The sequence below is a fragment of the Streptomyces roseolus genome, assembly GCF_014649855.1.
Taxonomy (GTDB): Bacteria; Actinomycetota; Actinomycetes; order Streptomycetales; family Streptomycetaceae; genus Streptomyces; species Streptomyces roseolus.
In genome coordinates, this window is record NZ_BMTV01000054.1 from 1 (window position 1) to 24,709 (window position 24,709).

The following is a 24,709-nucleotide window of genomic DNA, read 5'->3' on the forward strand; positions in this document are numbered from 1 at the left end:
ATGCGCGACGCCAAGATCACCCAGATCTACGAGGGCACCAACCAGGTCCAGCGCATCGTCATGGCCCGCAACCTCCCGTAACCCGCCACCCGGGCCGCCCGGCCTTCTCGCCGTCCGGCGCCCGGTGGCAGCGCGAACGGAACGGCCGGCCCCCTCGGCGGGGGCCGGCCGTTCCGTTCGCGTCAGCGGTCCGACGTGACCGTCACGGGCTCGTCGTTCCTGATCTGCTCGACGAGCTGCTTCACCTTCGGCATGTCCCACTTGAGGGAGCCCTGCGGCGCGCTGCCCGCGATCGGCATGTTCATCGACTTCCCGTCGCCGCCGCTGATGCCCTTCATCGCGAAGAACATCTTGCCGAGGTCGTACAGCGACATGTCCTTGTCGACGATCAGCGTGTCCAGGCCGGCCCCGAGCGTCGGGTACAGCGCGAACGGGTTGAGGATCGTCCCCGGCGTCGCCGCCTGGTTCGCCAGCGCCGACAGGAACTTCTGCTGGTTCTTCGTCCGCGCCAGGTCCGACTCGGCGAAGGCGTACCGGGTGCGGACGAAGGCGAGGGCCTGCTCGCCGTTGAGGGTCTGCTTCCCGGCCTGGAAGTCGGCGCCCGACTTCTTGTCCTTGAAGCCCTTCTCGATGTTCATCTCGACACCGCCGAGCGCGTCCACGATGTTCGCGAAGCCGGCGAAGCCGATCTCCGCGTAGTGGTCGATCCGCAGCCCGGTGTTGAACTCGACCGTGCGCACGAGGAGCTCGGGCCCGTCCATCGCGTACGCCGCGTTCAGCTTGGAGCCGCCGCGCGCCGGGAACGCCTTGCCGGACTCGGAACCGACGAAGTTCGGGATCGTCACCCACGAGTCGCGGGGGAGCGAGATCATCGTGTTCCCGCTGGAGCAGGCCGCGAGGATCATCATCGAGTCGGTCCGCTTGCCCTCCGCGGAACCGGTGTGCAGCTTCTTCTTGTCCTCGGCCGACATGCCCTCACGGCTGTCGGAGCCGACGATCAGGTACGTCGTGCAGTCGCCCTCGGACGGCCGCTCGATGACCTTCGACAGGTCGACCTCGTTGCGCATCTGCGAGCTGGCCCACGCGTACGTCCCGACGCCCCAGACGAGGACGCCGGCCACCAGCACGATCGAGCCGATCTTGATCCGCTTGCGCCAGTCCGGCGCGGGACCGGCGGGCCGGGCACCGGCACCGGTACCGGAGGGTCCCCCCGGACCCCCGGGACCGCGGCCCCCGCCCTGCGGGGACCCGTACACCTGCCCGGTGCTGTACCCGGAGTCGTACCCCGTGGCCTGCGCCTGAGTGAAGTTCGGGTTGTACTCCTGCCCGTGTCCCCGGTCGCCGTACCCCTGCTGCCGGGGGTACGGCTGCCCCTGGGGGCGGCGCTGCTGCTCAGGCCAGTCATTCATGCGGACCAGTGTGCCGGTCTCCGCTTCCCGGGCGACAGGCCGGGTGGAAAATAGGACCGGGGCTGTTGCGAAGCTGATGCAAAGCAGACAACGCCGATACCCGGCATAAGGTGGACGACATGACAGAACCGGCCGGCATACCCGGCAAGCCCACCTCGGCCTCCCGCACGACCCTCAGCCACATCATGACGAGCCACGACACCAACCTCCTCGGGACGGTGCACGGCGGCGTGATCATGAAGCTGGTGGACGACGCGGCGGGCGCCGTCGCCGGCCGTCACTCCGGCGGCCCGGCCGTGACCGCCTCCATGGACGAGATGGCCTTCCTGGAACCCGTCCGCGTCGGCGACCTCCTCCACGTGAAGGCCCAGGTGAACTGGACCGGCCGCTCCTCCATGGAGGTCGGCGTCCGCGTCATGGCCGAGCGCTGGAACGACACCACCCCCGCGACCCAGGTCGGCTCCGCCTACCTCGTCTTCGCCGCCGTGGACGGGGACGGCAAGCCCCGCACGGTCCCCCCGGTCCTCCCGGAGACCGAGCAGGACAAGCGCCGCTACCAGGAGGCCCAGATCCGCCGCACCCACCGCCTGGCCCGCCGCCAGGCCATCAAGGAACTGCGGGAGCGCAGGGCGGCCGAGGGCTATTTCGACTGAGACGGGGAGCAGGCGCCCCGCACGGGGCGGAACGGGCGGGCGCACCGGACGGCGCCCCGCGCGGTGCCGGAGCTCCCGTGCCGTGGCCCCGGCCCCCTACGGGCAGACGACCTGGTCCCCGGTGACCGCCTCGAACGGCCCCCGGGCCGCCGCCTCCTCCGTGCGCACCGCGGTGACCCCCCGGTAATCGGCCCCGACGGTGACCCGCAGGGTTCCGCCCCGCCCCGGCACCGCCTTCAGCTCGGCCCCGGGCAGCGCCGCCGCCAGGGACCGGGCGGACCGGTCCCACCGGGGGTCGTACTCCACCAGCGTCCGCGCCCGCTCGGGCCCCGTCCCCGTCAGGGGCGACCGCGTCGTGTCGAACCCGGCCCCCCGCAGCGCGTCGTCCGCCTTCCGCCCGAGCCCGTTGATCCGCGTGCCGTTGTAGACCTGCACCCGGATGCCCTTGGGCGCGACGTCCACGACCACCGCCCCGGGCTTCTTCTCCGCGGTCGCCGACCGGGGCGCGGCCAGCGGCCGGTCCTCCCGCACCGCCGCGAACAGCCGCTGCGCCCTGGCCGCGTCCCACTTCACCGTCGAGCCGATCCCCTTCACGGGGAAGTCCATGTCCCCGACGGGCACGGACACGAACTCCGAGGACGCCGGGGTGAACCCCCGCATGGCCTTCGCGAGCGACAGCAGCTGGTCCGTGCCGAAGTCCTCGTCGGCCCGCACCGACCCCAGCAGGGTCGTCGCGACCTCCCGGAACCGCACCGGGTTGAACAGCACCCCGCCGCTGGTCAGCCGGTCCACCAGCGCCGCCAGGAACCTCTGCTGCCGCTGCATCCGCCCCAGGTCCGCGGCCCCGTCGATGTGCCGGGAGCGCACGTACTGCAGCGCCTGCCCGCCGTCCAGCTCGTGCGTCCCGGCCGCCAGCTCCAGCCCCGTGTACGCGTCCTTCACCGGCTTCGGCGTACAGATCTGCACCCCGCCGACCGCGTCCACGGTCCGCATGAAGCTGGTGAAGTCGACCTCCAGGTAGTGGTCGATCTTCACCCGGGTCATGGCCTCCACCGTCCGCACGGTCAGCGCGGGCCCGCCCTCCGCGTAGGCGGCGTTCAGCTTCACCGGATGCGCGCGGTGCTTCTCGCCGCTGTTCTGGTCGGTGTGCTCGGGCAGCTCGGCGTACGAGTCCCGGGGCAGCGAGACGACGCTCGCGCGGTTCCGGTCCTCCGAGATGTGCACGAGCAGCACGGTGTCCGTGCAGTGGCAGGGCGCCCCGCCGAGCCGGTACCTCTTCTTCTCCTCCGCGGTGATCCGGTCGCGTCCGTCGGTGCCGACGACGAGCACGTTCATGCCGGTCCCGGCCTGCGGCCGGTTCTTCATGTCCTTGAAGGGGTCCACCCGCGTGATCCCGGTGTCGAGCCCGGTCACCACCGCGTGCCCGATCCCGCCGGCCGCGAGCACCACCACGGAGAGCGCGGTCGCCATCCGCATCCCCCACCGGGGCCGCCGCCGGGGCCGCCGCACCGGGGCGGGTCCGCCGCGCCGGGGGGCGGGCGGCCGCCCGGCCGTGCCGAGCGTGCGGGGCGGACGGGGCGTGCGGGGCGGTGTGGGCACGAACGGACACCTCCGCTGGTGTGACCGGGTGAAGACGGGAGACCGTGAGCACCGTAGGCCCATACGATCAGCCGGTAGGGTCACCGGACCACGCGGCGCGCCTCGCTGTCCCCCGTTCGCGGTAACGTCACCCGTCGGTGGAAGCGACGCCCCCACGGGTCCGGCCCTTCGTACGAACGGCGACGGCCGGCCCCCTCCACAGGGGGCCGGCCGTCGCCGTGTCGCCGGGGCGAGCGGTCAGCTCTTCCCGTCCCACTTGTAGACCGAGTAGACCTCCATGCAGGACGCCTTGTCGTCGGCGCCCTCGGGCAGGTCGCCGGCCTCCTGCTTCGGCTTCTCGTACGTGTCGCCCTCGCGCCAGTCCGCGCCCACGACCAGGGTCAGCCCCTGTATGTTCGCGTCCCCGCGGACGGTGGACGGCGGCAGGCCGAGGGCGGCCGCCACGGACTCGGCGTCCACCCGCCCCTGGTCGCCGGCCGCCTTCGGGTAGGCGACGACCGTGCCCTTGCTGGGCTTGGGGTCCTTGGAGGTGCCGGCCTGGGTGAAGCCCTTGCCGGCCAGCGCCTCGGCGATGTCCTTGGCGCGCCCCTCGACGGGCGGTTCGTCGTTGCCGTCGGTGCCGTTGACGACCGTGACGGCGAGCGTGGCGGGCGCGGCGGCCGTCGCCTTCGGCGTCGCGGAGGCCGACGCCGCCGGCTTGGCCGGTGCCTTGTCGCCGTTCTTGTCGAGGGCGACGTCGTCCCGGAGCATGTTCCAGATCTTGTCGGCCGAGGCCTTCGGCTTCAGCCAGGCGTCCGGGTTCGGCGGATACGGGTCGGTCGGGATGGTGACCGTGGAGAGCCGGTCGACCTTCACGTTCTTCAGCTGCATGCCGAGGTCGAAGAGCTTGGCCACGGTGTCGAGGCCGTCGGAGACCTGGAGGGCCTTGGTGCCGGTCTCCGCGAGGCCCATCAGCCGGCCGGTGTCCGTCCAGGCGTTCTGCTGCTGGAGCTTCTTCAGCATGCCGTTGAGGTACATGTGCTGGGCCTTGGCGCGGTTCTGGTCGCTGCCGAAGGCGTGCCGGGTGCGCAGCCACTGGAGCGCCTGCTCGCCCTTGACCTCGGTGGTGCCCTCGGGCAGCTTCAGCCCCGATCCGCCCTTGACCCGGGCGGTCGACTTGTCGTGCACACCGGTGGTGACGCAGACGGGGACGCCGCCGACCTCGTCGGCCATGGCGACCACGCCCGCGAAGTCGACCATCATCCAGTGGTCGATGTAGACGCCGGTGAGGGTCTCCCAGGTGGTGAGCGTGCACCCGGGCCCGCCACGGGTGAGCGTCTCGTTGATGGGCCGGTCGGTGGTGCCCGGGTACGCGGTGCCGTCCTCGCCCTTGCAGTCGGGGATCTTCACCACGGTGTCCCGGGGTATGGAGATCAGCGAGGCGTTCTGCCGGTCGGCGGAGACGTGCAGCAGCATCTGGACGTCGGCCCGGGGCTTGTCGTCCCGGAGGTCCTTGCCGCCGCCCAGCGCCACGTTCGCGTCGGAGGCCCGGCTGTCGGAGCCGATCAGCAGGATGTTCAGCGGGGTGTCGCCCAGCGCGTTCGGGGCGGCCTTCTTCACGCCGCTGTTCCCGCCCGCGCGGTCACCGCTGCGGATGTTGCCGTTCAGGTGCTGGTAGTACGCGTAGCCGGCGCCGGCCGTGCCGAGGATCAGCACGGACACGCCGATCGCCGACCAGCGCAGCACCTTCCGCTTGCCGGCCTTCTTGGCCTTGCGGCGCGCGGCCGCCCGGCCGCCCGCGGTGCCCGCCGCGTCCGCGGCGGAGCCGTCGTCGCCCGTCGTCCCGCGCCGGCGCGCGGCGCGGCCGGCCTGCGCCGGCGCGGCGGCCGGATCCGACGCCCCGCCGGCGCCGGTGGCCTCACCCGCGCCGTGCAGTCCGTCGTCCCAGCCACGGTCTCGGGCGTGCGGAACGCTCGGTCGCGTCCCCTCCCGTCGCACGCTGTTCTGTCCCACCCCAGGTCCCCTCTTCGGTCAGGCGCGCGCCGGACTCCGGTGTTTCCGGGTCACTTCGCGCACACCTGCTTGTCCGCTGCTACTTCGCCCAGATCCTTCGGCGCCTTTGCCGGTCCGGTGATGGGCACCCCCGCCCCCTTGAAGTCCGAGCCGAGGACGAGCGTCATGGGCTCGCGCTCCGCGGCGTCGGTGGTGCCCTGCTTGAGCGCCGTCGCGGGCAGGCCCATCATGTCCGCGAGGGCGCGGGCCTGATCGGCCTGGTTCGGCGCGTACTCCAGGGTCGTCTTCGCCGCCTTCTCGGGGGCGTTGCTCTTGTTGGTGGAGCGCAGGACGCCCTGTTCGTTCTGGAGCCAGTTGATGGTCGACTGGGCCGCACCCTGGATGCCGCTGCCGTTGAAGACGTCGACGCGCACCTCGGCGGAGGGGGCCCGCTCGCCCTCCAGGAGCGCGGCCTGGGCCTTCGCCTGGGCGCTCTTGGCCTCTTCCTCCTTCTTCTTCACCTCGGTGAGCGAGGTGTCGCTCTCCAGCATCGCGAAGAGCTGCGGCGCCTTCGTCGGATGCGGGACGACCGTCGCCTTGACCTTCTCGGCGGGGTTGTCGATGACCGGCAGCGTCGCGAAGGCGATGTTCTTGGCGTCGATCCCCGCGAGCTCGCCCGCCAGGTCCTGGAGCTTGGTGAGCGACCCTATTCCGGCGTCGACGGTGAGCGCCTTGGTGGCCGCGTCCGCGAGGTCGAAGAGCTTGCCCGGGTCGGTCAGCGTGTCGTCGGACTTCATCTGACGGATCATCGAACCGAGGAACTGCTGCTGGACCTTGATGCGGTCGAGGTCGGACTCGTTGCCGAAGCTGTGCCGGGTGCGGACGAAGGCGAGGGCCTGCTCGCCCTGCACGACCGACTCGCCGGCCGGCAGCTTCAGGTGCGACTTCGGGTCGTCGACGGGCTTCTCGACGCAGACCTTCACACCGCCGACGGCGGTCGTCATCTCCTTGACGGCGTTGAAGTCGGCCATCATGAAGTGGTCGACCTCGACGCCGGTGAGCTCCTCCACGGTGCGCATGACGCAGCCGGGGTCGCGGCCGTTCTGCCCGAGGCTCACGTTGAAGCGGACGTCGGCCTCGGCGGGGATCGTCTTGATCCCGTCGCCGTCCTTGACCTGGCACTCGGGGATGTCCGTCTTCAGGTCGCGCGGGATCGAGATCGCGGTGGCGTTCGACCGGTCCTTGGAGACGTGGAAGAGGATCGTGGTGTCGGCGTGGCCGGGGCTGTTCTTGTCGCCGTAGCCCGCGTTGCCCGCGCCGGTCCGCTTGTCGGTGCCGATGAGCACGATGTTGAAGGCCTCGCCCTTGCGGAAGCCCGCGCTCTTGTTCTTGCCGATGACCTCGACGACGTCGAGGTTGTTGTTGAGCCGGTTGTAGATCGCGTACGCGCCGACCGCGCCGCCGACCAGGATGAAGGCCATCGTGCCGCCGGTCCACAGCAGGACCTTCTTCTTGCGGCCGGCGCCCTGCTTGCGCTTGCGGCGGCTCTGCGGGGGCACGCGGCGGCCGCCGCGGGACGCGCCGGGCGCGGGCTCGGGGGCCTCCGGCCCGGCGGGGCGCCGTCGTCTCTGTCCGGGGACGGGAGCCTCGGCCGGGGCGGTTGACCGGGCCGGGGGGCGGGTACTGGAACCTGTGGTACCGGCGGGCGACTGCCCAGCGGAGTGGTCCAGTCGCAGTTCGTAGTTGCCCGTCTGCGGGTTGAGCACCCACTGGTCGGCGGGGTCGATCTCGTCCGCCCGTCCACGGCTGTGCGCGTCCACGGTTCCTGTCCTCCGTCGGTGCCACGCGGGGCGCCTCCCCCTGTGGGCGCCACTCGGTCGTTCGATCCTTGGCTGAGTGCGACCACACGGTCGGGGTGCACCGGATCGCGTCACACTATCCGCCCAGTTCAGCGCGGGGCGACGTCCGTGACAAATTCCACGCCCCTTACAACTGGGCAATCCGCTCAAACCGCATCCGCCCCGGTGTTTCCCTTGGCTCCCGCTTTACCCAGCCGCCCCGCCCGGGGCCTAGGAACACACCCCTTCCGCGGCGTTCCGCCCCGTGAAGGTCGGCGTCGTGCTCGGTGCCGGAGTGCCGGCGTCGTCGGGCTTCCCGTCGGAGGATGCGCCCTCGGTCTCCTCCGGTTCCGCCTTCGTCACCACGAGCGGCTTGTCCTCGCGGAGTTGCCGGAAGAGCTCACTCGCCGCGGGTTGCACCAGTTCGTCCCGGTTCGCGTTGTACGTGTACGGGCGTCGCGGCACCGTGAGGAACTGCACCTTCTCCGTGGGGATCGCCCGCATCGTCCGCGCCAGGTCGTACAGGTCCCGCAGCGAGTCGAGTCCCGGATCCGTCGTGATCGACTTCGTCGCCGCGTCGAGCACCGGGTACAGCTTCGCCGGGTTCAGCAGCACCCCGTTGCTCTGCACCTTGTTGACGAGCGCGCCCAGGAACATCTGCTGCCGGTCCATCCGTTCGGTGTCGCTGCCGTTCCCCAGCGACTTCCGGGCCCGGACGAAGCCCAGCGCCCGCTCCCCGTCGAGCGTCTGCCGGCCCGCCGGCAGCTTCAGCTTGGCGTCGGCGTCGTCCACCGGTTCCTTCAGGCAGACCTCGACGCCGTCCACCGCGTCCACCATCTTCTTGAAGCCCCGGAAGTCGATCACCATGTGGTGGTCGACCCGGATCCCGGTCAGCTTCTCGACGGTACGGATCGTGCACGCCGTCCCGCCCCACTCGTACGCCCAGTTGAACTGCGCCAGCCGCTCCCGGGTCCGGCCGCCCCCCTCGGTCCTGGCGCAGCTCGGGATCGTCACCATCAGGTCGCGCGGGATCGACACGGCCGTCGCCCCCGACTCGTCGGCCGCCAGGTGCAGCAGGATGACCGTGTCGGAGCGCTGGGTGCCCCGGTCCTTCCCGTACTTCCGGTTCTCCTCGCCGGAACGGGTGTCCGAGCCGATCAGCAGGATGTTCCGCGCGGCCGACACGACGGCCGACGGCCGCTCCCTCTCGTACCGCCGCAGCTCGTCCGCCGCTGTGGTGTCCGTGGTGATGTTGTCGTCGAGCTTCCGGTAGAACCACCACCCGGTCCCGGCCGCCCCCAGGAGCACGACGGAAACCCCGAGCGCCCCCCAGCGCAGCCAGTGCCGCCGGCCCCCGGCCCCCGCCCCGGGCCCCCCGCCGCCGGAGCCCTCGGATTCCGTCCCGGTCTCCGTCCCGGTCTCCGTGCCGGTCTCCGTCCCGGACTCCGTCTCCCGCTCCTGCTCCGGTTCCGGGTCCGGTTCGGCGGGCGTGCCAGCGCGGTCCGTCACGTCGTCAGTCCGTCCTTAGGGTCAGGGCGTCTCGGGCGCGTCGGGCGCCCGGCGTTCGCAGAAGGAGACGGCCGAACCCGACACGGGGTTGTACGGAGGAGACGACTCCCCCCGGGCCGATCATGTACCGGACTCGCCGTACGGTCGCGGGTACGCGGCGCGTCGGTCGGCCGAACGGGTGCAACGGACGCGCGAACGCCACGGGCCGGGCGCCCGTCCGGGGCCCGGCCCGTCTCCGCTCCGCCCGTCAGAGGGCCGTCGCGGTGACCCGCTCGCTCTCGATGCGCTTCTCCAGGGACTCCGGCGCCAGTTCGCCCAGGTGCCGGCAGAGCACCACGGAGCCGCCCGTGGCCAGGGGTGCGTACAGCCCGGCCGAGAGGCCCTCCCAGGAGTCGTACGGCAGCCCGGACAGCAGCCGCGAGCCGGGGCCGATCCCGAACCGGGCGCCGTCGAGCCGGGCCTGTTCGACGAGCTGGGCGCCGCTGCGTTCCGTACCGTCGACGACGAGGGCCGGCGCGTCCGCGTCCACCGGTGCGTACGGCGCGAAGCGGTCGCCCTGGCCCGGCACCTCGACCGCGTAGTCCGCGTATCCGGCGGGCACCGACGGGAAGCGGCGCCCCAGCGGCGCCAGGGAGAGCGCGATCCGCTCCCCGGAGCAGGCCAGACCCGCCTGGAGCGCGTCCGGCCCCGCCACCACCAGATCGGCGGCCGCCGGGTCGCCGCCCAGCTCGGCCGTCACGCCGACGGAGGAGCAGGCGAGCAGCCAGACGGCGGTCTGCCAGTGCGCGGGCAGCAGCAGCGCGAGCCGGTCGCCGGGTTCGGCGGACAGCTCGCCCTGGAGCAGATTGGCGGTCTTCGCCACCCAATTGGCGAAGGTGGCGACGGACAATTCCACCCGTTCACCGGTGGCGTCGTCGTAGTAGGTGACCAGAGGGCGGGCCGGGTCCGCGGCGAGCGCGGATCGCAGCAGGTCGGCGGGGGTGCGGTCGCTGGCGTTCACGCCGCACAGGGTACGCGGGCCGGCGCGCCCCCTTGGGCCGTACCGGTGACGGGGTCCTCCGGTCGGCCTGACGGGCCGTCCGTCTCCCGGCGCGCGCCGGGGGGCCGGGCTGCCCACGATCGGGCCATGCGTGCCTCACTCGCCTCCTCGATCGCCGTCGCCTGCGCGGCCGCGCTCGCCCTGCCGGTCACCCTCGTCGCCCCGGCGACGGCCACCGCGCGTCCGGCGGCGAACGCCCTGCCACCGGCCCAGGACGAGCTGCCGGGCTCCACCCAGTCGCTGCCGCTCCGTCCGCTGGGCGCCTCCGTCCGCACCTTCGGCACGGACCCGGGCGCCGCCACCGAGCAGGGCCTGACCCGACGGGACGTCAGACCCTTCTCCCTCGTCGGCGTGGTCTGGGACGACCCGGCCACCCCCCTCCACGGCACCGTCCAGGTCCGCACCCGGTCCACCGCCGACGGCGTCTGGTCGCCCTGGCAGGACGTGGAGACCCACAACGACGAGCACGGGGCCGACCCCGGTACGGCCGAGGGCTCCGCCGGAGCCCTGCGCGGCTCCACCGCCCCCCTGTGGGTCGGCGACTCGGACGGCGTCGAGATCCGCGTACGGGGAGAGGCCGGAGGCGGTACGGCTCCGCTCCCGGCCGGCCTCCGCCTGGAACTGGTCGACCCGGGCGAGCCCCCGGAAGCGGGACCGGCCCCCCGCACCCGGGCGATGGCCCCGCCGGCCGCCCTCACCGCGGCGGAGGCGGCCGCGAGCGGCGTCAACAGCCGGCTCGCCCCCTACGGCGCGACCGCCATCCCGGCCGCCGACCCCGCCCTGGAGGCGTCCGCCCCGGAGACGTCCGCCCACGAGGCCCCCGCCCGCGAGGCGCCCGCTCCGGAGGCGCTCGCCCAGGAGGCGGCGGAGCCCGCGGCGGCGAAGAAGAAGCCGTACATCGGCCCCCGCCCCAAGATCATCACCCGCAAGGGCTGGGGCGCCGACGAGAAGATCCGCGAGAAGGGCTTCGTCTACACCAAGACGATCAAGGCGGCCTTCGTCCACCACAGCGCCACCGGCAACAACTACACCTGCGGCCAGGCCCCCTCCGTCCTGCGCAGTATCTACCGCTACCACGTGAAGAGCAGTGGATGGCGTGACTTCGGCTACAACTTCGCCGTCGACAAGTGCGGAAACATCTACGAAGGCCGGGCCGGGGGAGTGGCGAAGCCGGTCCTCGGCGCGCACACCCTCGGCTTCAACACCAACAGCATGGGCGTCGCCGTCCTCGGCACCTTCACCAGCACCAACCCGCCGGCCGCCGTCGTCACCGCCGTCGCCCGCCTGACGGCCTGGAAACTCGGGCTCCACGGCATCAACCCCAAGGGCACCCAGACCCTCGTCTCCGGCGGCGGAAACCTCTACAAGAAGGGCAAGAAGGTCACGTTCCACACCATCGCCGGGCACCGTGACGGATTCGCCACGGAGTGCCCCGGCAAACATCTCTACGGCAAGCTCGGAACCGCCCGCGCCTCCTCCGCGAAATACCAGGGAAGGAGCTGATGGGGGCACGGAGGCAACCATCTGCATAAACTGACCGGTCATATCGCACGGACGACCGAGACGGGCGCGCCGAACGGCCCCGAAGCAGGAAGCAGAGACGACACGTGACAGAGGCGATCCTCCTGGTCGGGGGCAAGGGCACCCGGCTGCGACCGCTCACGGTCAACACGCCCAAGCCCATGGTCCCGGCGGCCGGCGTCCCCTTCCTGACGCACCAGCTGGCGCGGGCCAAGGCCGCCGGCGTCGAGCACATCGTGCTCGCCACCTCCTACCTCGCCGAGGTCTTCGAGCCGCACTTCGGTGACGGCTCCGACCTCGGACTGAGCCTGGAGTACGTGACCGAGGAGGAACCGCTCGGCACCGGCGGCGCGATCCGCAACGTCGCCTCCCGCCTCCACTCGGGCCCCGACGAGCCGGTCCTCATCTTCAACGGGGACATCCTCACCGGCCTCGACATCCGCGCCCTGGTGGCCACGCACGCCGACTCCGGCGCGGACGTCTCCCTCCACCTCACCCGCGTCGACGACCCCCGCGCCTTCGGCCTGGTCCCCACGGACGACACGGGCAGGGTCACGGCCTTCCTGGAGAAGCCCCAGACCCCCGAGGAGATCGTCACCGACCAGATCAACGCCGGCGCGTACGTCTTCCGCCGCTCGGTCATCGACACGATCCCCGCCGGCCGCCCGGTCTCCGTCGAGCGCGAGACCTTCCCGGAGCTCCTCGCCTCCGGCGCCCACCTCCAGGGCATGGTCGACTCCACGTACTGGCTGGACCTCGGCACCCCGCAGGCCTTCGTCCGCGGCTCCGCCGACCTGGTCCTCGGCCGCGCCCCGTCCCCGGCCGTCCCCGGCCGCTGCGGCGACCGCCTGGTCCTCCCGACCGCCCGGGTCGCCCCCGACGCCAAGATCACCGGCGGTACGGTGGTCGGCGCGCACGCGACGGTGGGCGAGGGCGCCCGCGTGACCGGCTCCACCCTCCTCGCCGGCGCGGTCGTGGAACCCGGCGCGGTCGTCACCGACTCCCTCATAGGCGCCGGCGCCCGCATCGGCGCCCGCTCGGTCCTCACGGGCGCGGTCATCGGCGACGGCGCCCACGTCGGCCCCGACAACGAACTCCGCGACGGCATCCGCATCTGGTGCGACGCCACCCTCCCCGCGGGCACGGTCCGCTTCAGCTCGGACCAGTAGGCGGGGGGCCGGCCGCTCCGTCGTGGGCGATCGTTCCGCCGGGGCCCCGGACGGGGTCCCCGGGGCGGAACGGACGGCCGCGACGGACCGGCACCTTCGCGGGTGCCTCCGCACCAGCGCCTGAACCCGCGCCCCCGCACCCGGCTACGCTCGTACCCATGGCCGGCCGCTTCGCACCACGACCCGCCCGCGCCACCACCCGCGGCGGCCACCTCGGCGTACCGTCGGGGCCCCTGGACCTGGGCCTCACCCTGGGCCCCCTCCGCAGGGGCCCGCACGACCCGACCTTCCGCGTCACGGACGACGGTTCGATCTGGCGTGCCAGCCGCACCCCGGAGGGCCCGGGCACGGTCCGGGTCCGGGTGCTCGGGAGCGAGGTCACCGCGGACACCTGGGGCCCCGGCGCGGCCTGGCTGGACGAGAACCTCCCCGCCCTCCTCGGCGCCGAGGACGACCCCGCCCCCTTCGTCCCCCGCCACAAGCTCCTCCTGGCGACCCACCGCCGCCGCCCCGGCCTCCGCCTCACCCGCACCGGCCTCGTCCTGGAGTCCCTGATCCCGTCGGTCCTGGAGCAGAAGGTCACGACGACGGAGGCGTACGGCTCCTGGCGCCGCCTGGTCCGCCAGTACGGCGAACCTGCCCCGGGCCCGGTCCCCGAGGGCCTCCACGTGATGCCGGACGCCCGCACCTGGGCGAGGATCCCGTCCTGGGAGTGGCACCGCGCCAACGTGGACGACAAGCGCGCCGCCACGATCGTCCGCGCCGCCCGCGTCGCCCCCCGCCTGGAGGAGGCGGCCCGCATGCCGCCCCCGGAGGCCCGCCGGCGCCTGGAACTGGTCCCCGGCATCGGCCCGTGGACCTCCGCCGAGACCGTCCAGCGCAGCAACGGCGCCCCCGACGAGGTCACCACCGGCGACCTCCACCTCCCCGGCATCGTCGGCTGGGCCCTGGCGGGCGACCGCACCGCCGACGACGCGACGATGCTGGAGCTCCTGGCCCCCTACGCGGGCCAGCGCCACCGGGCCGCCCGCCTCGTCCTGCTCAGCGGCCGCACCCCGCCCCGCCGGGCGCCCCGCTTGGCCCCGAACGACATCCGGTCCCTCTAGGGCCGGTCCGGCGGACCGGGGCCGGACGGGCCCCGGGACCCGCGCGTGGTCAGCGCACCTCGATGAACTCCGCGGCCCTCCGCGCCGGCCGCTCCTTCGGCGCCGCCGCCGGATGCCCGATCGCCACCGCCCCCATCGGGTCCCAGCCCTCCGGCAGTCCGAGCACGTCCCGTACGACGTCCCGGCAGAACATCGTCGAGGAGACCCAGGCCGAGCCGAGGCGCTCCCCGGCCAGCGCGACCAGGAAGTTCTGGACGCCCGCGCCGGCCGCGACGACGAACATCTCGCGTTCGGCGGCGTCGCGGCGCGGGTCGCCGTAGTGGTGGGAGCCGTCCATGACGAGGCAGGGCACGGCGAGGTACGGCGCGTTCCGCAGCACGTCCCCGCGCCGCACCCGCTTCGCGACGGACTCCTCGGACTTCCCGTCCCGCCGCAGGTCCGCGATCCACGCGTCCCGCATCGCGTCGAGCAGCCGGAGCCGCGACTCCGCGGACTCCAGGAGGACGAACCGCCACGGGGTGGTGTGGTGCGGGGCCGGAGCCGTCACGGCCGCGGCGACCGCGCGCCGCACCGCCCCGGGGTCGACGGGGGCGTCGGTGAACTCGCGCACCGTGCGCCGCAGCGTCACCGCCTCCCGTACGGCCTCCGAGGTGCCGAGCCGGAACATGTCGTCGGCGGCGGCCCGCATCAGCGCCCGCGCGCCCGGCTCCCCGTCGTCCCCGACGACGTGCGGCAGGCCGCGGACGACGGCGACGGGCACGCCGGTGGCCTTGCCCTTCACCAGGTCGCCCGCGGCGGCGAGTTCGTCGGCGGTGGCGACGACGGTCACGCTCAGGTCGTTGCCGTGGGAGTCGGTCGCGCCCCGCAGGTCGTCCAGGACCCGCACGCCGGCCGCGCCGATCGCCACGTCGGTCAGGCCGGCCCGCCAGGGCCGCCCGAAGGTGTCGGTGACGACGACCCCCACGTCCACGCCGAGCGCCTCGCGCAGCCCGGTCCGGATCCGCCGTGCCGAGGCGTCGGGGTCCTCCGGCAGCAACAGCACGGTGCCGGCGGGGGTGTTGGAGGCGTCGACCCCGGCCGCCGCCATGACGAGCCCCTGCCGGTTCTCGACGATGCGGAGGGTGCCGCGCCGCGCCACGACCCGTACGGTCTCCGCGTCGATGGCCTCCTCGCGGTCACCGGCGGCGACGATCCGCCCCTCCGCCTTGCTCACGATCTTGGAGGTGACGAGGAGCACGTCCCCGTCCTCCAGGCCGGGGGAGACGGCGGCGATCAGCCGGGCCAGGTCGTCGCCGGGCGCCACCTCCGGCAGCCCGGCGAGCCCCCACACCCGGTACGAGGCCGCCGGCTCCGCGCCGGCCGTCACCCGCGGACCTCCTCGGCGAGCGCCAGTGCCGCCCGCGCCATCTCGGCGGTCGCGTCCACGTCGGTCATCATCAGCGGCACGGCCCGGCAGGCGATCCCGGCGGCCTCGACGTCGGCGACGGAGTCCGCGTCCACGGTGTCCACCAGCCAGCCGTCGAGGAGGCCGGAGCCGTAGTGGCGGGCCACGGCCGCCGCCGTCGACTCGACGCCGACGGCCGCGAGCACCTTGTCGGCCATGCCGCGCACGGGCGCGTCCCCGACGATGGGGGAGAGGCCGACGACCGGCGCGGCGGCGGCCGCGACGGCCTCGCGGATGCCGGGCACGGAGAGGATCGTGCCGACGGAGACGACCGGGTTCGACGGCGGGAAGAGGATGACGTCGGCCTCGGCGATCGCCTCCAGGACGCCGGGCGCGGGCTTGGCGGCCTCCGCGCCGACGGCCACGACGGCCTGCGCGTCGACGGAGGCCCGCAGCCTCACCCAGTACTCCTGGAAGTGCACGGCCCGCCGCTCCCCGTCGACCTCGATGGCGACGTGCGTCTCGACGCGGTCGTCGGACATCGGGAGGAGCCGGACGCCCGGCCGCCAGCGGGCGCAGAGCGCCTCGGTGACGGCGCTCAGCGGGTAACCGGCGCCGAGCATCTGGGTGCGGACGATGTGGGTGGCGAAGTCCCGGTCGCCGAGGCCGAACCACTCGGGTCCGACCCCGTACGCGGCGAGCTCCTCCTTGACGGCGAAGGTCTCTCCCTCGCGGCCCCAGCCCTGTTCCTCGTGGATGCCACCGCCGAGGGTGTACATCACGGTGTCCAGGTCGGGGCAGACCTTCAGACCGAAGAGATGGATGTCGTCACCGGTGTTGCCGACGACGGTGATCTCCGCGTCCGGGACGGCCTGCTTCAGGCCACGAAGAAAACGGGCACCACCGATGCCACCGGCCAGAACCACAATGCGCATGCACAGCAGTCTGTCAGGCGGTGATCGCCTCCGGGGCGGCCGGGGCGGCGCACCGGCCCCGGAGGGACTCGTGCATCGGCTCGTGCATGGGCATCTCGGTCAGCCCGGGGAAGTAGACGTGGAGGCTGACGACCGGTTCCAGCGAGTCGTTGACGACCTCGTGGACGTAGCCGGGCGCGTAGACCCGCTGGGTGCCGGGCCGCAGGACGCGCGTGCCCCGGTCCGTACGCTCCGTCAACTCGCCCTGGAGGACGGTGAGGACGCCGGAGGAGCGGCCGTGGTCGTGCGGGCCGCTGCCCTGGCCGGGCACCCAGGAGAGCAGCCACACCTCGTAGCCGGGCCCGGTGCGCAGGCGGTGGTACCAGCGGGTGGTGGCGTCGTACTCGACGTGCGGGGCCCACCGGTCGCGGTCGGCGGCGAGCTCGCGGGCCAGACCGGCGAACTCGGCGACGGTGACGGGGTGCTCGCGCTCGGGCTGGAGCAGGTGCGGGACCTCCATGAGGTCGCCGGCGATCTGAAGGTCACTGTCCATGTTCATGGGTGGGTGGTTCCTCAGCAGAAACGGGGGTGCGGTGGGGGGCCACGGCCCGGGGAGGGGCGCAGAGGTGACACGGGTGACGCAGGGTGACGCTGGGAGGAGCAGCCGGAGCTCTGGGGCATCAACAGCTGGAACAGCAACAGCAACAGCGCGCCTGGACAGCGCGGCGGAACCCACGGGCGTGGGTCGCGGAGGGCGCTGCGGTCGCTGGCATGCCACCAAAGTGGCGGGAGCGGTACCCGACTGTCAACTCAATGCCCGATTTGGGGGTAATGTTTCACCTCATCCGGTTACCGTGCCCGGAGAAAGGTTTGTTCAGGCCCGGACCAGGCAAGATGGCGCAGCAGTCGGGCCCGTGGACATGGCCGCGGCGGACGCGCTCCGTGATCGGACTGTGATCCGGATCGCTTCCCCGGTGGGATCGCAACAAGATCCACGTCTCGTACGTCTTTCCGGGGGTAGGCGCGCCCCATGGGAACGGCCGGTGGCATGTGTCAGGTTTTTGGTGATTTGAACACTTTCCGCATAGGCTTGGTTCCGCAGAGTGAATACGGGGCCCAATAGCAGATCTCGGCTTGACTCGCACAGAGCACGAACTTGTAATTTCACTCGTGTCGTTCGGCCGTTTCGATCACGGCGACATCACGGGACGCACAGACAGACGAGGGGCGCAGATGACCGAGTTGTTCCAGGAACTGCTGGTCGAGGACGCGGACGAGGAACTCGGCTGGCAGGAGCGCGCGCTGTGCGCCCAGACCGATCCCGAGTCCTTCTTCCCCGAGAAGGGCGGCTCGACCCGCGAGGCCAAGAAGGTCTGCCTCGCCTGCGAAGTCCGCTCCGAATGCCTGGAGTACGCGCTCCAGAACGACGAGCGCTTCGGCATCTGGGGCGGCCTCTCCGAGCGCGAGCGCCGTCGCCTCAAGAAGGCCGCCGTCTGACCCGCCGCCGTCCGGAAACCACCCACGGTCCGTCTCCCGCACACGAGGGAGGCGGACCGTTCCCCGTTGCGGGCGCGCGTTCCGCCCGAAGGTCTCCTGGACGTGGCCCACGGAGGAGGAACGGGCGGGCTGGAACACCCCCGGGGCGGCGCCCGGCCCCCGCACGCCCGCCCCCGGCACCCCCGCAGGCAGCGGGCACCCGCACCCGCTCCCGCCGCGACCGCAGGCACCCCCACCCGCCGCAGCCATTAGTGTGGGCCTCCGTCCAAGCCGCTCCCACGCCCCACCGCGGGCGACCCCGGCCGGAGGGCCCGTAGCTCGATGTCCTCAACTCCTGAGTTCCCCAGGCACGTCGTCACCGCCGTGCTCGTCACCCACGACGGAGCCCGCTGGCTGCCCGACGCGCTCTCCGGGCTGCTCGCCCAGGAGCGCCCGGTGCAGAGCGTGGTCGCCGCCGACACCGGCAGCGCGGACGAGTCCGCACAGCTCGTCGCCGAAGCCGTCGGCCCCGACCGCGTGCTGCACCTCGCGCGCCGCACCGGCTTCGGCGCCGCCGTCGACGAGGCCGTCCGCACCGCGCCCGTGCTCGGACCCGAGGACCTGCCGTACCTCAAGCGCCCCAGCGGCTGGGACCCCGTCAGCCGCAGCTGGAACGACGAGGCGTACGACCTCCCCGAACTCCCGCACGGCGAACCGGTCCAATGGCTGTGGCTGCTGCACGACGACTGCGCCCCCGAGCCCGGCGCCCTCGCCGAACTCCTGCGCGTCGCCGACTCCGACGCGTACGCCGCCGTCATCGGCCCCAAGCTGCGCGGCTGGTACGACCGCAAACAGCTCCTCGAAGCAGGCGTCACCATCGCCCGCAGCGGCCGCCGCTGGACCGGCCTCGACCGCCGCGAGCAGGACCAGGGCCAGCACGACCAGATCCGCCCGGTCCTCTCCGTCTCCACCGCCGGCATGCTGGTCCGCCGCGACGTCTTCGAGGAGCTCGGCGGCTTCGACCGCCGCCTGCCCCTGATGCGCGACGACGTCGACCTGTGCTGGCGCGCCCACTCCGCCGGCCACCGCGTCCTCGTCGCCCCCGACGCCGTCCTGCGGCACGCCGAGGCCTCCGCCCGCGAGCGCCGCTCCGTCGACTGCGCCGGCCGCACGGCCGCCAGCCCGCACCGCGTCGACAAGGCCGCCGCCGTCTACACGCTGCTCGCCAACACCCCGGGCCGCGCGCTCCCCTACGTCTTCCTCCGCCTCGTCCTCGGCACCGTCCTGCGCACCCTCGGCCTCCTCGTCGGCAAGGCCCCCGGCCAGGCCGTCGACGAGATCATGGGTCTCCTCGCCACCCTGCTGCGGCCCGAGAAGATCCTCGCCGCCCGCACCCGGCGGAAGAACCCCGAGGTCCCGGCCGGCGAGCTCCGCCCGCTTTTCCCGCCGCCCGGCGCCACCGTCCGCGCCGCCGCCGAACAGCTCGTCTCCCACTTCGGCGGCGACGAGGCCGACTCCGGCGGCTCCCGCCACGGCGCCGTCGAGTCCGGCCCCGGCGGCGACGACGCCGACTTCCTGGAGGTCGAGCAGTTCGCCCGCCTGAAGAAGATCGCCCGCAAGCCCGGCCCGGTCCTCTTCGCCGTCCTCCTCCTCGTCTCCCTCGTCGCCTGCCGCAACCTCTTCGCCGGCGGCTCCCTCGCCGGCGGCGTCCTGCTGCCCGCCCCCGACACCGTCTCCGAACTGTGGAACCGGTACGCGGACGCCTGGCACACCCTCGGCACCGGCGGCACCCAGACCGCCCCGCCCTACCTGGGCATCCTCGCCGGACTCTCCGCGCTCTTCCTCGGCTCCACCTCCACCGCGCTGACCGTGCTGCTCGTCTGCTCGGTCCCGCTCGCCGGCCTCACCGCCTACTTCGCCGCCCGCGGCCTCGTCGGCTCCCGCCTCCTGCTCGCCTGGGGCGCCATCGCCTACGCCTTCCTGCCCGCCGCCACCGGCGCCCTCGCCACCGGCCGGCTCGGCACCGCGACCCTCGCGGTCCTGCTCCCGCCGATCGCCCGCGCCGCCGTCGCCGCCCACGGCCTGAACCGCCCCGACCGCGGCAGCTGGCGCGCCACCTGGGCCTACGCCCTGCTGCTCACCGTCACCACCGCGTTCACCCCGGTCGTGTGGCCGCTCGCCGTGGTCCTCGGCCTCGGCGTCCTCGCCCTCCGCCGCGACGACATCACCGCGTACGGGCTCCGCTTCCTCGCCGCCGTCGGCACCCCGATCCTGGCCCTGGCCCCCTGGTCGCTCACCCTGCTGACCGACCCCTCCGCCTTCCTCCACGAGGCCGGCCTCGACCTGCGCACCGGCACCGCCTCCGCCGTCGACCTGCTCGCGGGCAACCCCGGCGGCCCCGGCACCACCGGCGGACTCCTCCTCCTCGGCCTGGTCCTCGCCGCGCTCGCCGGCCTGCTGCGCGAGGAGCGCCGCCGCGCCGTCCTCGCCGCCTGGACCGCCGCCCTCGCCGGCCTCCTCTTCGCCGCCCTCTCCAACGGCGCCGACGGCACCGGCTGGGCCGGCCCCGCCACCCTCGTCTACGGCTCCGGCCTCATCGCCGCCGGCATGCTCGGCGCCGAGGGCGGTCGCAGCCGCGTCGCCGCCCACGGCTTCGGCTGGCGCCAGCCCGTCGCCGCCCTCGTCGCCCTCGCCTGCGCCGTCGGCCCCGCCGTCGCCGCCGCCGGCTGGATGATCGGCGGCGCCGACGGCCCGCTGACCCGCCGCGACCCCGTGCAGGTGCCCGCCTTCGTCGCCCAGATGGCCGGCGAGAAGAACCAGCCCCGCACCCTGGTGCTCTCCGGCAGCTCGCCCGGCGCGGTCGACTACACCCTGGTCCGCGGCTCCGGCGCCCGCCTCGGCGACGCCGAACTGACCGCGACCGCCGAGCCCGACCCGCGCCTCGACTCCGTCGTCGCCAAGCTCGTCGCCGGCTCCGGCGCCGACCAGACCCAGGAACTCAGCGCCTTCGCCGTCCGGTACGTCCTGGTCAAGGACGGCGCGCCGCGCCAGATGAGCCGCGTCCTCGACACCACCCCCGGCCTCTCGCGCCTCAGCCAGCTCGACGGCGTCGCGCTGTGGGAGGTGGACCGCGAGATCGCCCGCGTGATGATCGTGCCGCCCGCCGCCAAGCCCGGCACCACGGCCGACGTCCTCCCCCTGCCCGTCCCCGCCGGACCCGTCGAGGCCCACGCCGACGTCCCCGCCGGCCCCGCCGGCCGCGTCCTGCGGATCGCCGACCGTGCCGACGAGGGCTGGACCGCCACCCTCGACGGCACCGCGCTCACCCCCACCACCGTCGACGGCTGGGCCCAGGGCTTCCAGCTCCCCGCCGACGGCGGCCGCCTCGACCTCACCTACGACGAGCCCCTCGCGCACACCGCCTGGATCTGGACCCAGGTCGGCCTCGCCGTCGTCCTCGTCGTCCTCGCCATGCCCGGCCGCCGCCGCGAGATCGACGACGACCTGCCCGAGGAGGAGACGGCCATCCCGGCCCAGGCCGCCGAAGGCGACGGCCGCCGCGCCCGCCGCCTGCGCGCCGCCGCCGAGGCCGAGGCGGCCGCCGGCGCCGAGGACCGCTCCGGCACCCCGGACACCGACCACCCGGCCGCCCCCGCCCCCGTTCCCGGTCAGCAGACCGCCGGGCCGGACGAGTGGGACGCCGCGGGCCAGGACCCCGCCCACGCCCAGCAGCGGTACGCCCCCGGGTACGACCAGCAGGGCTACTCCCAGGAGTACGCCGACCCGTACCAGCAGCAGGCGTACGCGTACCCCCAGCAGGGCTACGACCAGGGCCAGGGATACGGCCAGGGCCAGGGCCAGGGGTACGACCCGCAGAACCCCCCGGCGTACGACCCCTACGCCGCCCCCCAGGCGTACGGCCAGGGCCAGGGCTACGACCCGCAGACCCCCCCGCCGTACGACCCCTACGCGGGCTACGACTACGGCCACCCCCAGGGCGGCCAGGCCCACGAGACCGAGCAGCGTCCCGACGGGAGCAGCAACCAGTGAAGCGCCCCAGCATCTCCCTGATCGCGGTCGTCACCGCCCTCGCCGCCGTCACCGGCTTCGCCGCGATGACCGCCCCCGGCGAGCCCGGCGCCGCGTCCGCCGCCCCCGCGCCGCAGCCGGCCCGCCTCCCCGTCGAGCGCACCAGCCTGCTCTGCCCCGCCCCCAGCACCTCGGACGTCGCCGAGACGCTCACCACCTCGTACACCCCGCCCGGCACCGCCGCCCCGGCCGCCGCCGGCACCACCGCCCCCAAGCCGACGGCCGTCCTCGGCATCGCCAAGAACCCGGACGCCCCGGCCCTCAAGAAGGACGCCAAGGCCCCCGGCACGGTCACCGCCCCCGGCAAGCCGGTCGCCACCGAGACCGACGGCGCCGTCACCCACGGCCTCACCGGCACCGCCACCGGCGCCCTCGCCCCCGGCTGGACCGTCCAGCACACCACCCTCGTCCCGGCCGGCGCCGCCCGCGGCCTCCTCGGCGTCACCTGCTCCGCCCCCGACACCGACCTCTGGTTCCCGGCCGCCTCCACCGCCAAGGGCCGCACCGACTACATCCACCTCACCAACCCCGACGACGGCGTCGCCGTCGCCGACATCGAGCTGTACGGCCCCGAGGGCGAGCTGAAGACCACCATCGCGCAGACCGGCGTCGACGTCCCGCCCCACTCCACCGTCCCGGTCCGCCTCGACACCCTCCTCACCGAGGGCGCCCAGGAGAACCTGACGGCCCACGTCTCCACCCGCGCGGGCCGGGTCGGCGCCGCCCTCGGCTCCGCCACCGACGGCGTGGGCAGCGACTGGCTCTCCGCCTCCGCCGACCCGGCGGCCCGCCCCGTGCTCCCCGGCATCCCGGCCGACGCCACCGGCGTCCGCCTGGTCGCCTTCGCCCCCGGCGACTCCGACGCCGACCTGAAGATCCAGCTGGCCACCGCGAACGGCACGATCGTCCCCGCCGCCGCCGAATCCCTGCACGTCAAGGCCGGCATGACCGCCTTCGTCGACCTGCCGGACCTCACCCGGGGCGCCGCCTCCTCCCTGCTGCTCACCCCGACCGACCCCAAGAAGCCGGTCCCGGTCGTGGCCGCGCTCAAGGTCGTCCGCGGCAAGGGCTCGGACACGGAGATGGCCTTCATCCCCGCCGCGGCCCCCGTCACCGGCCGCGCCACCGTCGCCGACAACCGCGCCAAGGGCACCGCCCTCGCCCTCACCGCCCCCGAGGCGGCCGCCCAGGTGAAGGTCACGGCCTCGGCCGGCACGGAGGGCGGCGCCCCCGCCACCCGCACGGTCTCCCTCAAGGCGGGCACCACGACCGTCCTCACCGATCTCGCCCCCAAGGACGCCAAGGGCTCCTACGCGCTGACCGTCGAACCGGTCGCGGGCGGCGGACCGGTGTACGCGTCCCGCACGCTCACCCTCCCCGAGGGCGACATCCCGATGTTCACCGTCCAGACCCTGGTGGACGACCGCGGCACGGTCCAGGTCCCGACCGCCCGCCGGGACCTCACGGTCCTCGACGACTGACGGCCCTCCGCCGGTGCGGGCTCCCGCGCGCCCCGGGCGCACCGCGGAAGCCCGTACCGGCGGAAGCCCGTCGCGGCGGTCTCGGTCCTGCCCGTACCGGCAGGGGCCCGTACCGGCGGCCTCAGTCCTGCCCGTACCGGGGGTCGACCGACTCGGGGGAGAGCCCGAGGAGCTCGGCGACCTGCTCCACCACGACCTCGTGCACCAGGAGCGCCCGCTCGTCCCGGCTCTTCGACCGGATCTCGACCGGCCGCCGGTAGACGACGACCTTCGCCGGCTCCCGCTTCTCGGCCGGCACCGAACCTCCCAGCGGCACCGTCTCGCCGGAGACCACCGGAGGCACCTCCAGGATCATGAACTCGACGTCCTGGAGCTGCGGCCAGCGCCGTTCGAGTCGCTCCACCGAGTCCAGGACGAGATCGCGGAAGGTGTCCGCACGGCTCACGGACAGCGGGACCTGCGGCGGCGCGACCGGCCCCCGCATCCCACGGCCGTGCCGGTCCCGCCGGCGGACCCGCGGCTCGGCCGGCGGCTCCCCGGAGCTCCGCGAGGGGCCCGGCTGCCCGGGCGGCACAGGAGTGTCCATCACTGACGCAGCGTAACTCTCCTGGGTCACTCCGCACCGTGGCGAGGACCGGCCGATCGGCGCGTCCGGCCCCCTCCGCGCCCCGCCCACGCCCCCTCCGCTGTCCAAACCTGAACATTCCGGCCGTCCCAGGGAACGATTCGGCACCCGCTCGCGATCGGCCATCCGGCCGCGGCTGACCGAATTCCTCCCCCTCCATGTCCGGATCGCCCCCTGTCCCACCCCCCTTGAGCCCCCTCCGCCGCAGGTCAGAACCGGCACCACTCGAACGGGGGTGTCGGACGTCACACCGCGACACGGTGGAGTGACCTGGGGGAGAGTCGTCGCGGCCCGGTCAAGAGTGCGGTACCGTCCAACGTCGTGAGCCCTGTACGTCGCTGTTCGCGCACCGCGTGCGGCCGCCCTGCCGTCGCGACACTGACGTACGTCTATGCCGACTCGACCGCGGTCCTCGGCCCGCTCGCCACCTACGCCGAGCCCCACTGCTACGACCTGTGCGCCGAGCACAGCGAGCGCCTCACCGCCCCGCGCGGCTGGGAGGTCGTGCGGCTCTCCGACGCCTCCGCCCCCACCCGCCCCAGCGGCGACGACCTCGAAGCCCTGGCCAACGCGGTCCGGGAGGCGGCCCGCCCCCAGGAGCGCGCCGCCGGGGCCGGCAAGCCCGGCACGGGCCGGGGCGGCGACCCCATGGAGGTCGGCCGCCGCGGACACCTCCGGGTGCTCCGTTCCCCCGACAACTGACCCCGCGGACCGGCGACCCGCGGTCCACAACCGGCCACCGGCCGTGTGCCACACCCTCACCCCGGGTAGTTTGGGCGTTCCGTACACGCGCCGCACACGCGTGCCGAGAACTCAGGAGGGTGGATCCGTGACTGCCGATCTGTCGCAGATCGTGAAGGCGTACGACGTCCGCGGGGTCGTTCCCGATCAGTGGGACGAGAAGCTCGCGGAGCTCTTCGGTGCCG

General features: G+C 73.8%; 19 protein-coding genes. 9 read left to right on the top strand and 10 right to left on the bottom strand.

All coding sequences use genetic code 11. The features are described 5' to 3' along the window. Positions 1–81: acyl-CoA dehydrogenase family protein (locus tag IE245_RS35555; protein WP_157882129.1), on the top strand; the 81-nt coding region annotated here is incomplete at its 5' end. Positions 82–182: 101 nt separating this feature from the next. Here the strand turns inward: IE245_RS35555 and IE245_RS35560 are convergent. Further along, positions 183–1,409: an LCP family protein gene (locus tag IE245_RS35560; protein ID WP_189955430.1), complete on the bottom strand. Its 1,227-nt coding sequence runs from the start codon at positions 1,407–1,409 to the stop codon at positions 183–185. A 119-nt stretch (positions 1,410–1,528) separates the two neighbouring features. Here IE245_RS35560 and IE245_RS35565 point away from each other — a divergent pair, with 119 nt between their 5' ends. After that, positions 1,529–2,062 (top strand): acyl-CoA thioesterase, encoded by a 534-nt coding sequence (locus tag IE245_RS35565; RefSeq protein WP_189955432.1) that lies wholly within the window; start codon positions 1,529–1,531, stop codon positions 2,060–2,062. A gap of 96 nt (positions 2,063–2,158) precedes the next feature. On the opposite strand, the gene IE245_RS35570 is transcribed toward IE245_RS35565, so the two are convergent. From IE245_RS35570 to IE245_RS35590, 5 genes are all read right to left on the bottom strand, one after another. Continuing rightward, the gene (locus IE245_RS35570; protein WP_373305460.1) at positions 2,159–3,661 is read right to left on the bottom strand and encodes an LCP family protein; all 1,503 of its coding nucleotides are present in this window, start codon (positions 3,659–3,661) and stop codon (positions 2,159–2,161) included. Between the two features lie 237 nt (positions 3,662–3,898). After that, entirely contained in the window at positions 3,899–5,653 is a 1,755-nt protein-coding gene (locus IE245_RS35575) for an LCP family protein (protein ID WP_189955434.1), read from the bottom strand. 50 nt (positions 5,654–5,703) lie between these two features. Continuing rightward, on the bottom strand, positions 5,704–7,452 hold the full coding sequence (locus IE245_RS35580; RefSeq protein WP_189955436.1) for an LCP family protein: 1,749 nt from the start codon (positions 7,450–7,452) through the stop codon (positions 5,704–5,706). Positions 7,453–7,701: 249 nt separating this feature from the next. Further along, positions 7,702–8,979, bottom strand: coding sequence for an LCP family protein (locus IE245_RS35585; RefSeq protein ID WP_189955438.1), 1,278 nt, complete (start codon positions 8,977–8,979; stop codon positions 7,702–7,704). Positions 8,980–9,226: 247 nt separating this feature from the next. Then, positions 9,227–9,979: a TIGR03089 family protein gene (locus IE245_RS35590; RefSeq protein ID WP_189955440.1), complete on the bottom strand. Its 753-nt coding sequence runs from the start codon at positions 9,977–9,979 to the stop codon at positions 9,227–9,229. A 126-nt stretch (positions 9,980–10,105) separates the two neighbouring features. Between IE245_RS35590 and IE245_RS35595 the strand changes: the two genes are divergently transcribed. The 3 genes from IE245_RS35595 (at position 10,106) to IE245_RS35605 (ending at position 13,814) form a co-directional block, all read left to right on the top strand. Continuing rightward, positions 10,106–11,521: a peptidoglycan recognition protein family protein gene (locus tag IE245_RS35595; protein ID WP_189955441.1), complete on the top strand. Its 1,416-nt coding sequence runs from the start codon at positions 10,106–10,108 to the stop codon at positions 11,519–11,521. A gap of 104 nt (positions 11,522–11,625) precedes the next feature. Beyond that, the gene (gene manB, locus IE245_RS35600) at positions 11,626–12,708 is read left to right on the top strand and encodes a mannose-1-phosphate guanylyltransferase (RefSeq protein ID WP_189955442.1); all 1,083 of its coding nucleotides are present in this window, start codon (positions 11,626–11,628) and stop codon (positions 12,706–12,708) included. Between the two features lie 158 nt (positions 12,709–12,866). Further along, positions 12,867–13,814, top strand: a complete 948-nt coding sequence (locus IE245_RS35605; RefSeq protein ID WP_189955443.1) for a DNA-3-methyladenine glycosylase family protein — start codon at positions 12,867–12,869, stop codon at positions 13,812–13,814. Positions 13,815–13,863: 49 nt separating this feature from the next. Here the strand turns inward: IE245_RS35605 and IE245_RS35610 are convergent, their stop codons facing one another. From IE245_RS35610 to IE245_RS35620, 3 genes are read right to left on the bottom strand one after another with little or no spacing between them, the layout of a single operon-like run. After that, positions 13,864–15,180 carry a coenzyme F420-0:L-glutamate ligase gene (locus IE245_RS35610; protein WP_189955444.1) on the bottom strand — a complete coding sequence of 439 codons (1,317 nt, stop codon included), beginning with the start codon at positions 15,178–15,180 and terminating at the stop codon, positions 13,864–13,866. After that, entirely contained in the window at positions 15,177–16,133 is a 957-nt protein-coding gene (cofD, locus tag IE245_RS35615; protein ID WP_189955445.1) for a 2-phospho-L-lactate transferase, read from the bottom strand. The genes IE245_RS35610 and cofD overlap by 4 nt, the downstream gene beginning before the upstream one ends. Before the next feature lie 13 nt (positions 16,134–16,146). After that, complete coding sequence (locus IE245_RS35620) at positions 16,147–16,671, bottom strand: cysteine dioxygenase (protein WP_189955446.1); 525 nt, start codon at positions 16,669–16,671, stop codon at positions 16,147–16,149. 674 nt (positions 16,672–17,345) lie between these two features. Between IE245_RS35620 and IE245_RS35625 the strand changes: the two genes are divergently transcribed. The 3 genes from IE245_RS35625 (at position 17,346) to IE245_RS35635 (ending at position 23,158) form a co-directional block, all read left to right on the top strand. Further along, positions 17,346–17,609 (top strand): WhiB family transcriptional regulator, encoded by a 264-nt coding sequence (locus IE245_RS35625; protein WP_015033978.1) that lies wholly within the window; start codon positions 17,346–17,348, stop codon positions 17,607–17,609. A gap of 321 nt (positions 17,610–17,930) precedes the next feature. Continuing rightward, positions 17,931–21,638, top strand: coding sequence for a glycosyltransferase family 2 protein (locus tag IE245_RS35630; RefSeq protein ID WP_189955447.1), 3,708 nt, complete (start codon positions 17,931–17,933; stop codon positions 21,636–21,638). Continuing rightward, positions 21,635–23,158, top strand: a complete 1,524-nt coding sequence (locus tag IE245_RS35635) for a DUF5719 family protein (RefSeq protein WP_189955449.1) — start codon at positions 21,635–21,637, stop codon at positions 23,156–23,158. The genes IE245_RS35630 and IE245_RS35635 overlap by 4 nt, the downstream gene beginning before the upstream one ends. A 121-nt stretch (positions 23,159–23,279) precedes the next feature. Here IE245_RS35635 and IE245_RS35640 read toward each other — a convergent pair whose 3' ends face one another. Then, on the bottom strand, positions 23,280–23,744 hold the full coding sequence (locus IE245_RS35640) for a metallopeptidase family protein (RefSeq protein WP_189955453.1): 465 nt from the start codon (positions 23,742–23,744) through the stop codon (positions 23,280–23,282). Between the two features lie 309 nt (positions 23,745–24,053). Here IE245_RS35640 and IE245_RS35645 point away from each other — a divergent pair, with 309 nt between their 5' ends. Continuing rightward, a complete protein-coding gene (locus IE245_RS35645; protein ID WP_189955454.1) occupies positions 24,054–24,485 on the top strand; it encodes a DUF3499 domain-containing protein in 432 nt (143 codons plus the stop codon). Positions 24,486–24,709: the final 224 nt, after the last annotated feature.